The 11400-nt window shown below is 69.0% G+C and carries 9 protein-coding genes; 6 read left to right on the top strand and 3 right to left on the bottom strand.

The window, feature by feature from the left end; genetic code table 11:
- Positions 1-214: 214 nt before the first annotated feature.
- Positions 215-706, bottom strand: coding sequence for a methylated-DNA--[protein]-cysteine S-methyltransferase (locus FJU31_RS13290; protein ID WP_150455174.1), 492 nt, complete (start codon positions 704-706; stop codon positions 215-217).
- Positions 703-2181, bottom strand: a complete 1479-nt coding sequence (locus FJU31_RS13285; protein ID WP_150455173.1) for a DNA-3-methyladenine glycosylase 2 family protein — start codon at positions 2179-2181, stop codon at positions 703-705. The genes FJU31_RS13290 and FJU31_RS13285 overlap by 4 nt, the downstream gene beginning before the upstream one ends.
- 523 nt (positions 2182-2704) lie before the next feature.
- On the opposite strand from FJU31_RS13285, the gene FJU31_RS13280 reads away from it, so the two are divergent.
- The 4 genes from FJU31_RS13280 (at position 2705) to ubiM (ending at position 6161) form a co-directional block, all read left to right on the top strand.
- Complete coding sequence (locus tag FJU31_RS13280) at positions 2705-3871, top strand: COG3904 family protein (RefSeq protein ID WP_150455172.1); 1167 nt, start codon at positions 2705-2707, stop codon at positions 3869-3871.
- A 58-nt stretch (positions 3872-3929) separates the two neighbouring features.
- A complete protein-coding gene (locus FJU31_RS13275; RefSeq protein WP_150455171.1) occupies positions 3930-4493 on the top strand; it encodes a DUF4019 domain-containing protein in 564 nt (187 codons plus the stop codon).
- A gap of 12 nt (positions 4494-4505) precedes the next feature.
- Positions 4506-4895, top strand: a complete 390-nt coding sequence (locus tag FJU31_RS13270; RefSeq protein WP_150455170.1) for an MAPEG family protein — start codon at positions 4506-4508, stop codon at positions 4893-4895.
- Positions 4896-4982: 87 nt separating this feature from the next.
- Positions 4983-6161 carry a 5-demethoxyubiquinol-8 5-hydroxylase UbiM gene (gene ubiM / locus FJU31_RS13265; protein WP_150455169.1) on the top strand — a complete coding sequence of 393 codons (1179 nt, stop codon included), beginning with the start codon at positions 4983-4985 and terminating at the stop codon, positions 6159-6161.
- Positions 6162-6181: 20 nt separating this feature from the next.
- Here the strand turns inward: ubiM and FJU31_RS13260 are convergent, their stop codons facing one another.
- Positions 6182-6403 carry an RNA-binding S4 domain-containing protein gene (locus FJU31_RS13260; RefSeq protein WP_108768272.1) on the bottom strand — a complete coding sequence of 74 codons (222 nt, stop codon included), beginning with the start codon at positions 6401-6403 and terminating at the stop codon, positions 6182-6184.
- 245 nt (positions 6404-6648) lie between these two features.
- On the opposite strand from FJU31_RS13260, the gene FJU31_RS13255 reads away from it, so the two are divergent.
- A complete protein-coding gene (locus FJU31_RS13255; protein WP_150455168.1) occupies positions 6649-8613 on the top strand; it encodes a DEAD/DEAH box helicase in 1965 nt (654 codons plus the stop codon).
- A 245-nt stretch (positions 8614-8858) separates the two neighbouring features.
- Positions 8859-11234 carry a putative bifunctional diguanylate cyclase/phosphodiesterase gene (locus FJU31_RS13250; RefSeq protein WP_425473703.1) on the top strand — a complete coding sequence of 792 codons (2376 nt, stop codon included), beginning with the start codon at positions 8859-8861 and terminating at the stop codon, positions 11232-11234.
- Positions 11235-11400 lie beyond the last annotated feature (166 nt).

Genomic DNA, 11400 nt, shown 5'->3' with positions numbered 1-11400 from the left:
GGGGCGGTGTCGGATTGCGGGGTGTCCGCGGCATGGATGCCGCGGCCAAGCCTACAGGGACGTACTTGCGGCGTCCCCGCAATCCGACACCGCCCCGCCAACCCACGGAATGGCCGCTCTTGATCTTGCTCCGGCTTCGGCTTCTGCTGGTGCAGGGCGCAGCGCTGCCGCGCGTGTCGACCAAGGTCGACACCTACCAACAGCTACCCACCCCTCAGGCAAACAGCGGTGCCTGCCGCTGCTCCAGCCGCAGCAGCGCCGCCTTGGTCTCCAACCCACCCCCGAACCCGGTCAACGCACCATTGCTGCCAATCACCCGATGGCACGGCAGGATGATCGGCAACGGATTGCGGCCGTTCGCCGCCCCCACCGCACGCGTCGCCGTTGGCTGGCCCAGGTGCTGCGCCAGCTGCAGGTAACTCCAGGTCTGCCCGAACGGAATAAGCGCCAGCGCATGCCACACCCGCAGCTGGAACGGCGTGCCCTGCGGTGCCAGCACCAGATCGAAGGTGCTGCGCTCACCGTGCAGGAACTGCAGCAGCTGCTTGCGCGCCGCCGGCAGCGCATCCGGTGAATACAGCCAGTCGCCGCGGCCACGCGCTGGGTGGCGGTTTTCCGGGAACAGCACGTGGGCCAGGCCACGCTCGTCACCGGCGATGGTCAGCTCACCGATCGGGCTGTCGAAACGATCGAACAACAAGGTCATGTCGGTTCTCCAACAAAAGTGCCGGACAGGTGCCACAGGTGCAGCACCGCATAGGCGCGCCAAGGCCGCCAGGGTTGCGAACGCGCCTCGGTGGCACGCTCGCTCAGGCGCTGGCCCTGCGCCGGGCCGAGCACCTGCTGCAGCACCAGGTCACCGGCGGGGAAGGCATCGGGTTGGCCCAGGCCACGCAGGGCGATGTACTGCGCCGTCCACGGCCCGATGCCGGGCAGGGCCACGCAGCGGGCGACGAAATCCTCCAGCGCCTGGCCGGGGCCGAAGTCCAGTTCACCACTGGCACAGGCTGTCGCCAGCGCCCGCACGGTGGCCGCACGCGTGCGCGGCAGGCCGATCGATTCCAGCGGTGCCTCGGCCAGCACCTCCGGTGCTGGGAACTGGCGGTCGAACTCGGCGGGCATGCCGGGCAGGTGCGCGCCCCACGCATCGACCAGACGACGCGCGAAGGTGGTGGCCGCCGCGACGGTCACCTGCTGGCCCAGCACCGCGCGCACGGCCACCTCAAAACCATCCCAGCCACCGGGGACGCGCAGGCCGGGCCGCTCGGCGATGCCGCGTGCCAGCAGCGGTTCCTCGGCCAGGGCCGCGTGCACCTGCTGCAGGTCGGCATCGAGGTCGAACACCCGGCGTACGCGGCGCACGATGTCCGGAATCAGGCGGGGATCGACCGCGCCCAGCTGCAGGCGCAGTTCCGGTCGCTTGGGGTCGGCGGTCACCCGCAGCAGGGTGGGGCGTTCGGGCGTGCCGAGCACGCGCTGATAGCTGTCCTCGCCGATCAGCTCGATGCCCGGCAGGCTGCGCTTGCGCAGGAAGGCGAGCATGCGCGGGAAATCCAGCGGCGGGCGATAGCCCAGGCGCAGCACCAGGCTGCCATCGTCGGCGGCCGAGGGAGTGTGCTGGCGGCGCAGCGCGGTCGGTGCCATGCCGCAGCCTTGAAGGAAGGCGGTGTTGAAGCGGCGCAGGCTGTTGTAGCCGGCGGCCAGGGCAACGTCGGTGACCGGCAGGGTGGTTTCGGTCAGCAGCTGCTTGGCCAGTAGCAGGCGATGGGTGGCGTGGATCTGCCCGGGCGTGGCGCCCAGGTGCTCGACGAACAGGCGCTGCAGCTGGCGTGCGCTCACGCCCAGCTTCGCGCCGAGTTCGGCCACGGCCTGGTCCTGCAGGAAGCCGCCATGGATGAGCGCGAGGGCGCGCTGCACGGTCTGCCCGGCCAGTGCCTGCTGTGCCTGCGGAGCGAGTTCGGGGCGGCAGCGCAGGCACGGCCGGTAGCCGGCGGCGGCTGCTGCGGCGGCGGTCGGGTAGTAGCTGATGTTGCGCGGCTTCGGCGGCGGTGCGGGGCAGACCGGGCGGCAGTAGATGCCGGTGCTGCGCACGGCGGTGAAGAACACGCCGTCGAAGCGCGCGTCGCGGGCCAGGCGGGCGCGGTCGCAGGCGGCGTGGTCGAGGGTGGGGGCGGTGTCCATGGCGCCAGTCTAGGGCGGGGCGGGGGGAGATACTCGCCGGATTCGGACATGGATGTTGGTGGGGGTTGCTGGCAGGACTTGCAGCCCTGCACCCGCTGCAGATCAACGTCAACGTCAAAAGCCTGCATTCCTTGGGATGGCGGGGTGGGTCCGGTGGCAGGGGACGCCGTGAACCCCCTGGCCAGCCCAGCCGCTGGCGGCTGTGCGTTCGGGCGCTTGCGAAGCAGTGCTTCGCAAGCAAAGCGCCCTCACCCATGGGGGCTTGGTCGCGGCATCCATGCCGCTCACACCCCTGCCACCGGACCCACCCCGCCTTCGACAGTTGGTCGCGGCTGTTGGAACCTGCTGCTGTTGGTGGGTGCCGACCGTTGGTTGGCACGCTTTTGCTCTGCCTTTGGTAGGTGCCGACCGTTGGTCGGCACGCTTTCCTCCCGAAGGGTCAGAAGGGGTTCAGGGGCGCGCGCTGAATGCGCGGTGGGGACGGGTAGACTGGGGCCTTGTTCCCACGAAGCCCGGTTGCCCGATGTCCGTCAGATTCCGCTGGTTGCCCCTGTTGTGCCTGGCCCTGGCGGGCTGCAGCCAGCTGGAGAACCCTGGCAACGTCACTGCCGCCGACAAGGCGACGCGGGCGCCGGCCAGTGATGGCGAAAACATGGTGTCGATCAATGCGGACGATGCTCCGGCGCCGCCGGTGGTGCCGCCGCGCAGCCGGGAGGATCGGGCGTGGCCGCAGGCGCAGCTGGAAAATGGCCAGGCCTGGCTCAGCTGCGGTACCGACTATGCCGCCGATGGCGGGGACGGCGTTGAACTGGAAGGCCTGCAGCGCGAACAGATCGAGCAGGCCATGCAGCCGTGCGGCGAACGCGGGCTGCTGCGCGTGCGCTACCACGGCAAGATCAATCCGGGCTTCGCCGAAATGATGTGGCGGCTGGCGGTGGTGGCCGATGCGTTGAAGATCCACAAGCGCATTCTCGATCTGGACTCCAGCGGCGGCCAGGTTGAATCGGCCATCGTGGCCGGCGACAGCATCGGTGAGTCGGGCTGGACCATCTGGGTGCGCGAGGGTTCCATCTGCCACAGCGCCTGTGTGTTCGTGCTCGCGGCCGGCGACAACCGGCTGCTGTCGGGCAAGGTCGGCATCCATCGCATGATGCGCATCAGTTCCAAGGCCACTTCGCGCGCCGAGCTCAACCGCGAGCTGCACGAGGTCTACGACAACGTGAAGGATTACCTGCAGCGCAACGGCGTGGCGGTCGGCGTGGCCGACCTGATGATGACCGTACCCAACCGCAGCCTGCGCCTGCTCACGCCCGACGAGCTGCGCCAGTACGGCCTGGATGGGACCAACGCGGTGCAGGACGACCTCGAACGGATCAAGCAGATGCGCGCCTGCGGCGATGATTTCGTGCAGCGCAAGGATGCCTTCCTGGTGGCCTTCGACCAGCAGTGCAAGCGCGAAGGCGCGGACATGGAATCGATCAACAGCTGCGGCCAGGCGCTGAAGCAGCGCTTCGGCTTCCCCGACGAGGTGTGCCCGGAAGAGAGCCCGCTGTCGGAGATCGATGTGGCGACCATGCCACCGGCACCGCCGGAGAAGCCGACGGTGGCCGAACAATCGGCCGCCGAAGTGGCCGCGCCGGCCGCGCAGGGCGATGCCGCGGCCGTGGAAGCCAGCGCCCCCGCGCGCTGACGGCGTACTCACCGGGCTGAAGTAGACTGCGGTTCTTACCCTTGAACCGGCGGTGTCCATGAAGCGCCTGCGTTTGCAGAAGTTCCTGCTTTTGTCCGTGCTGCCGTTGACCGCGCTGGCGCAAGCGCCGGCACCGGCCACGCCCGCACCGTCCCCGTCACGCCCGGCGCCTGCGACCCCTGCGGCTGCCAAGCCGGCCACCGCCGCACCGGCGGCCCCGGCTCTGACCGCTGCGCAGCAGGCACAGGTGCAGAAGCAGGATGCGGACATGAGCGCTGCGGCACTGAAGGCCGCGCAGCTGGTGGATAACAACCGTACCGGTGAGCTGTGGGACGGTGCCTCGGCCGTGGCCCGCCGCGCGGTGCCCAAGGCGGCGTTCGTCAGCCAGATCGCCGCCGATCGCACCCGTCTGGGCGCCATGAACGGCCGCGGCCAGCCGACCATCACCCGGGTGAAGTACGCCGCCGGCGCCGCCGTGCCGGAAGGCCTGTACATCAACGTCAGCTTCCCGACCCGCTTCGCCAACAGCGCGCAGCCGGTGCGCGAACTGGTCTCGTTCCGTTTCGACGAGGACAAGACCTGGCGCCTGGCCGGCTATAGTCTGCGCGCGTCCGCGCCCTGACGGAGAACCGCGATGGCCACTGAGCTGACAATGCTGGCCTGGGCGATGCTGCTCGGCTTTGTGTACATCTTCGCCGCGTCGGCCGTGGTCACCCACGAGCGCGGGATGAAGTGGAACGCGTCGGCGCGCGATGCGCCCGACGTGCCGCTGAGCCCGCTGGCGGGAAGGCTGAAGCGGGCGCAGGCCAACTTCTTCGAAACCTTCCCGTTTTTCGCTGCCGCTGTGATCGCGGTGGTGGTGGCCGGGCGCAGCAACGAGACCACGGTGCTGGCCGCGCAGGTCTATTTCTGGGCGCGGGTGGTCTACCTGCCGCTGTACGCGGCCGGCGTGCCCTACGTGCGCAGCCTGGTCTGGGTGGTCTCGATCGTGGCGATCTTCAAGCTGGTGTTCGCACTGCTATGAGGAAGGCGCGGGCCTGATCCAGATCAAGGCCAGTCATGCGCCCGGCGCTATGCTGGGCGCGACTGGAATCAACGGCAGGAGGCGCGGATGCGCAGGATGGACGTGGTGGTGGTCGGTGCGGGCCCGGCGGGCCTGTGCTTTGCGCGTGCGCTGGCCGGCAGCGGCCTGCAGGTCGGCCTGGTCGAGGTGCAGCCGCGCCAGGCGCTGGCCCAGGCGGCCTTCGATGGCCGTGAGATCGCCCTGACCCATGCCTCGCGACAGAGCCTGGAACAGCTGGGCCTGTGGCAGCGCCTGACCGAAGCCGAAATTTCCGAACTGCGCGATGCGCGGGTGTTGAACGGCGGCTCGCCGTTCGCCCTGACCTTCGCCAGTGGCCTGCGCGATGGCCAGCCGCTCGGCTGGCTGGTGCCCAACCACCTGATCCGCCGTGCCGCCTGGCAGGCGGTGCAGGACCAGGCCGGGCTGGAGCTGTTCGACGGCCGCAAGGTGCAGGCCGTGCTGGCCGATGCCCAGGGCCACGTGGTCACGCTGGATGACGGCAGCGAACTGCATGCCCGCCTGCTTGTCGCCGCCGACAGCCGCTTCTCCGCCACCCGCCGCATGCTCGGCATCGGCGCGCAGATGCGCGACTTCGGCAAGTCGATGCTGGTCTGCCGCATGCAGGTCGAGCGCGACCACCAGCACGCCGCGTGGGAATGGTTCGGCTATGGCCGCACGATGGCGCTGCTGCCGCTCAACCAAGGCCAGGCCTCGGCGGTCATCACCCTGCCGCCGCGGCAGATCGAGGAACTGCTGGCGATGGACGAGGTGGGCTTCGGCGAGGCCATCACCGCGTGCTTCGAGCATCGCCTGGGGCAGATGCAGCCGGTGGCCACACCGAAGGCCTATCCGCTGGTGGGGGTGTACGCGCACCAGTTCGTCGGCGAACGTTCGGCGTTGATCGGCGATGCCGCGGTAGGCATGCACCCGGTCACCGCGCATGGCTTCAACCTGGGCCTGGCCAGTGCGCAACGGCTGGCGCAGGGCATCCTGGCGCAGCAGCGGCGGGGCGCAAACATCGCCGCAACCGACATGCTGGCCCGCTATCAGCGCGGCCATCGGCTGGCATCGCGGCCGCTGTACGAGGCCACCAACGCCATTGCCAGCCTGTATACGGACGACCGCCGGCCGGCACGCCTGCTGCGTGCGGCCGGGCTGCGGGTGGCGCAGGGCGTGGCGCCGTTCCGGCAGATGATCGCCGCGCACCTGACCCAGCGGGTGGCCTGAACCGGCTGGGCGTGCGTGGATCAGCCGGCGGCCAGCACCCGGATCTGGCTGTCGGCGAATTCCACCACCTGGCCTGCGCGGATCTTGCAGGCCTTGCGCAGCTCGACCTCGCCATCGACCAGCACCTGGCCCTCGCTGATGACCATCTTGGCCTCGCCGCCGCTGGTGACCAGGTCGGCCAGCTTCAGCAGCTGCTTGAGTTCGACGTACTCGCCGTCGAGGTCGAATTCGAGGATCTGCATGGTGGGGTATCCTTGGTAAGCAGGCGGGAAGGGCGCGTATTGTGCGCCAGCGCGACCCGGAAGGGGATGCGAATGGTTTCCTGTACGCATCGTTCAGGGAGAGTGCGGTATCATTCCGCGCTGAGTGAGTGAAATCTCCTCCGACCGAGCAGCGCCAGGGCACGCGATAAGAAGGGCGCCCAAAGCGCGGACCATCCCTTTTTTATCGCACTGCCATGCAGATGGCCGTGCCTTTGGAGTTTCCCATGTCCCAAGATTCCCAAGCGCCGCTGCAGTTCGCGCAGCTCGGCCTGTCCGAGCCCGTGATGGAGGCCGTCAGCGCCATCGGCTATGAAACCCCGTCGCCGATCCAGGCCGCCACCATCCCGGCGATGCTGGAAGGCCGCGACGTGCTGGGCCAGGCGCAGACCGGTACCGGCAAGACGGCGGCGTTCGCCCTTCCGGTACTGTCCAACATCGACCTGCAGCAGATCAAGCCCCAGGCCCTGGTGCTGGCGCCGACCCGCGAGCTGGCCATCCAGGTCGCCGAGGCCTTCCAGTCCTATTCGTCGAAGATTCCCGGCTTCCGCGTGCTGCCGGTCTACGGCGGCCAGCCCTACGGCCAGCAGCTGTCGGCCCTGCGCCGCGGCGTGCACATCGTGGTCGGTACCCCCGGCCGCGTGATCGACCACCTGGACCGCAGCACCCTGGACCTGTCCGAGCTGAAGACGCTGGTGCTGGACGAAGCCGATGAAATGCTGCGCATGGGCTTCATCGACGACGTCGAAGCCGTGCTGAAGAAGCTGCCGGAGCAGCGCCAGGTGGCCCTGTTCTCGGCCACCATGCCGCCGCAGATCCGCCGCATCGCGCAGACCTACCTGCAGGATCCGGTCGAAGTCACCATCCAGGCCAAGACCACCACCTCGGCCAACATCCGCCAGCGCTACTGGTGGGTGAGCGGCATGCACAAGCTGGATGCGCTGACCCGCATCCTGGAAGTCGAGCCGTTCGACGCGATGATCATCTTCGCGCGTACCAAGGCCGGCACCGAGGAACTGGCCAGCAAGCTTCAGGCCCGTGGCCTGGCCGCTGCCGCCATCAACGGTGACATGCAGCAGGCCCAGCGTGAGCGCACCATCGCCATGCTGAAGGAAGGCAAGCTGGACATCCTGGTGGCCACCGACGTGGCCGCCCGCGGCCTGGACGTGGAGCGCATCAGCCACGTGCTGAACTACGACATCCCGTACGACACCGAAAGCTACGTGCACCGCATCGGCCGTACCGGCCGTGCCGGCCGCAGCGGCGAGGCGATCCTGTTCGCCACCCCGCGCGAGAAGGGCATGCTGCGCCAGATCGAGCGCGCCACCCGCCAGCCGATCGAAGAAATGCAGCTGCCGAGCGTCGAAGCGGTCAACGACACCCGCATCAGCAAGTTCACCTCGCGCATCAGCGAAACCCTCGGTGCCGGCGGCCTGGACTTCTACCGCCAGCTGCTGGAACGCTTCGAGACCGAGCAGAACGTGCCGGCCATCGAAGTGGCTGCTGCCCTTGCCAAGATGCTGCAGGGTGATACCCCGTTCCTGCTGCAGCCGCCGGTGCGCGCCCCGCGTGAAGAGCGTGCGCCGCGTGAGCGTTTCGACCGTGGCGACCGTCCGGAGCGTGGTGATCGTTTCGACCGCAGCGAGCGTGGTCCGCGCTTCGAACGTGGCCCGCGCCGTGAAGACGGCGAGGGTGGCTTCGAGCAGCGTCCGCGTCGTGACGTGCCGCCGCGCGGTGCGCCGGAGCAGGGCATGGAGACCTACCGCATCTCGGTCGGCCACCAGCACGGCGTGAAGCCGGCCAACATCGTCGGCGCCATCGCCAACGAAGCTGGCCTGGAAAGCCGTTTCATCGGCCGCATCGACATCCACGACGACTTCTCGCTGCTGGACCTGCCGGCGCAGATGCCGCAGGACGTGCTCTCGCACCTGCAGAAGGTGTGGGTGTCCGGCCAGCAGCTGCAGATGCGTGCTCTGGCCCCGGGTGAAGACACCAACCCGGCACCGCGTCCGTTCAAGCCGCGCTTCGACAAGCGCGGTCCGGGTGGTCCGGGCGGTCCGCGCCGTAGTGGTCCGGGCGGCCCGGGCGGCCCGGGCGGCCACGGTGGTCCGGGTGGCGACCGCGGCGGTGACCGCGACAGCCGTCCGCCGCGTCGTGACGGCTTCAAGCCGCGCGGCCCGCGCAGCTACTGATCCACCGCGATGTGCCTGAACAACGCCAGCCCCCGGGCTGGCGTTGTCCGTTCAGGGCCGTAGAAGGGGCGGCGGAGGGGATTGAATCCATTCAATCCCCTCCCCCCTGTTCCCTGGTCCGGCTTCGCATGGTCCACACATGGGCGGCCATAGGCTGGCGTGGTTGATCCAGGGAGGTTGTCACGGCACATTCGGGGGGATCCGGGATGGGTAGAGGCAAGGAGCAGCATCGGCGGCGGGTACCGATGCCCCGTGGTCTGTGGGTGCGGTTTGTACTACTTACGGGCATGGCGATCGGACTGGTCGGCCTGTCCGCGTTGATCCAGGAACTGCAGGCGGCGTCCACCGCCTGGATTGCGGGTCAGGGGCACTGGTCGCGTGGCCAGCAGGATGCCACCGCCGCGCTGAGCCGTTATCTGGCACGCGGCAATGCGCATGATCTGGATGACGCCCGGCGCGCCCTGCAGGTGCCTCTGGGCGATCTGCACGCGCGCCTGGCACTGGAACAGCCCGAGCCGGACCTGGCGAAGGCGCGCGAGGGCTTCCTGCGCGGCGGCAACGCACGCGGGGACGTCTCGCGGCTGGTTTTCTCGTTCCGTTATGCACGCGACCTCGGCGAGTTCAGCGAAGCCACCCGGTTGTGGCGGCAGACCGACACGCACCTGCTGGCCATGCAGGCGCTGATCGACGAACTGGACAAGGTGCCGCCGCAGTCACTGCAGCAGCCCCGCGTGCGTGACCACTACCTGCAGCGTGTGCACGACGTGGACCTGCAGCTGCAATCGCAGGCCGAATCATTTTCCCAGGCCCTGCTGCGCATGGCACATACGGTGCGCATCGCCACGCTCATCGTCGGCGGCTTCTCCGTACTGATCATCACCCTGATGGCAGTAGCCCTGGCACGCCGAGTCGGCAAGGACCTGACCGAGCATGAAAGCCGCTTCCGTGCGGCCTTCTACCAGGCCAACGTGGGCATGCTGAAGCTGGATGCGGCCGGGCGGGTGATGGAGGCCAACCAGGCCGTGGCGGACATTCTCGATTACCGCCGCGACGTGCTGCAGCAGATGGCGCTCGGCGATCTGCTGATGGATGGCGAGCTGGTGCTGGACGCTGACGGCCGCATCGACTGGGAGCGCCAGCTGCGGCCGGGCGAACTGCGCTTCCGTCGCCGTGACGGCAGCCTGGTCTGGGGCCGCTGGAGCGGCACCGCCGTGCGCAGTGCCGGCGGCCGGCTGTCGGTGTTTTCCATCATCGAGGATGTCAGCCAGAACCATGCGCTGGCCCGCGAGATCGAGCACCACGCCAGCCATGATCCGCTGACCGGCCTGATCAACCGCCGCGAGATCGAGCGGCTGCTGGAAAAAGCGCTGCTGCAGGTCCGATCCGAGGGCGGCACGCATGCGCTGTGCTACATCAACCTGGACCATTTCAAGCTGGTCAATGACAGCTTCGGCCATGCCGCGGGCGACCAGATGCTGCGGGGTTTCGCCGAATATCTGGTGGGCGCTGTGCGCGATGGCGACTGGGTGGGACGGCTGGGCGCCGACGAATTTGCGGTGTTCCTCGGCCGGGCCAGTCAGGACGAGGCCAAGCGCGTGCTGCAGCGGCTGATCCGCAACCTCGGGCAGGCCACGTTCCCGATCAGCGAGGGCAGTCCGCAGCTGAGCTGCAGCATCGGCGTGGTGGAAGTGACCGCCGATGCGCCCGACGTGAATTGGCTGATGAGCGCCGCCGACAGCGCCTGCTATGCGGCCAAGCAGGCCGGCCGCAATCGCGTGCACTGCTTCAACGAGGACCGCCTGGCGCTGGACGAACGCCGCCATGAGGCCGAACGCCTGCAGCGGGTGAGCCGGGCGATGGCCGATAACCGCATGGTCCTGTATGCCCAGCGCATCGCCAAGGTAGGCGATCCCGACTACCTGCATTACGAGGTGCTGGTGCGCATGCGAGATGCCGATGGCGCGCTGCACCTGCCGGGCCAGTTCATGCCGGCGGTGGAGCGCTATGGCATGGCCGTGGCGCTGGACCGCCATGTGCTCGGCCTGCTGTTCCGCCACCTGCAGGTGTGCCCGGCGCACGTGCGCCAGCTGGGCCTGTGCAACGTCAACGTGTCGGCGCAGTCGATCGCCGAGCCGAGCTTCCTGGCCTTCGTCTGCGACCTGCTGGAGCGTAACCGCGCGCTGGCGGCCAAGCTCTGTTTCGAAGTGACCGAGACGGCGGCGATCAGCAACCTGACCCAGGCGCGGGCGTTCATCGACGCGGTGAAGGCGCGGGGCTGCCGGATGGCGCTGGATGACTTCGGCTCGGGCCTGTCCTCGTTCGGGTATCTGCGGCAGCTGCCGGCGGACATCCTGAAGATCGATGGTTCGTTCGTACGGGACATGGGCACCGATGCGGTGAGCAGGGCGACGGTGCGGGCGATCAGCGAGCTGGGGCGCGAGCTGCAGATGGAGGTGGTGGCCGAGTGGGTGGAGACGGCCGAGGTGGCACAGACGCTGGTCGACATGGGGGTGGAAGGGCTGCAGGGCTATGCGATCGAGCGGCCGCAGCCGCTGGAGCGGTTGACACTGGCCAACCAGCGGCCGGTTCGGCTGGTCAGCACCCAGGGCCCGCCGGGGTAGGGGGTGTTCGGCAGGGCTTGCAGCCCTGCACCTGCTGCAGATCAAGAGCAACGGCCAAATCAAGAGCGGAATTCCGTGGGATGGCGGGGCGGGGGGGGGGGGGGGGGCCCCCCCCCCCCCCCCCCCCCGGGGCGGGGGGTGGGCGCACCAGGGGGCGCCCGCGGCG

This window comes from Stenotrophomonas cyclobalanopsidis (assembly GCF_008710035.1).
In the GTDB taxonomy this organism is placed as follows: Bacteria; Pseudomonadota; Gammaproteobacteria; order Xanthomonadales; family Xanthomonadaceae; genus Stenotrophomonas; species Stenotrophomonas cyclobalanopsidis.
Note: the sequence above shows the minus strand (reverse complement) of the source record. Positions and strands in the feature narration are given on the sequence as shown.

Coding starts and splice junctions, on each gene's coding strand:
- FJU31_RS13290 (WP_150455174.1), bottom strand. CDS start 706: ATGACCTTGTTGTTCGATCGTTTCGACAGCCCGATCGGTGAGCTGACC.
- FJU31_RS13285 (WP_150455173.1), bottom strand. CDS start 2,181: ATGGACACCGCCCCCACCCTCGACCACGCCGCCTGCGACCGCGCCCGC.
- FJU31_RS13280 (WP_150455172.1), top strand. CDS start 2,705: ATGTCCGTCAGATTCCGCTGGTTGCCCCTGTTGTGCCTGGCCCTGGCG.
- FJU31_RS13275 (WP_150455171.1), top strand. CDS start 3,930: ATGAAGCGCCTGCGTTTGCAGAAGTTCCTGCTTTTGTCCGTGCTGCCG.
- FJU31_RS13270 (WP_150455170.1), top strand. CDS start 4,506: ATGGCCACTGAGCTGACAATGCTGGCCTGGGCGATGCTGCTCGGCTTT.
- ubiM (WP_150455169.1), top strand. CDS start 4,983: ATGCGCAGGATGGACGTGGTGGTGGTCGGTGCGGGCCCGGCGGGCCTG.
- FJU31_RS13260 (WP_108768272.1), bottom strand. CDS start 6,403: ATGCAGATCCTCGAATTCGACCTCGACGGCGAGTACGTCGAACTCAAG.
- FJU31_RS13255 (WP_150455168.1), top strand. CDS start 6,649: ATGTCCCAAGATTCCCAAGCGCCGCTGCAGTTCGCGCAGCTCGGCCTG.
- FJU31_RS13250 (WP_425473703.1), top strand. CDS start 8,859: ATGCCCCGTGGTCTGTGGGTGCGGTTTGTACTACTTACGGGCATGGCG.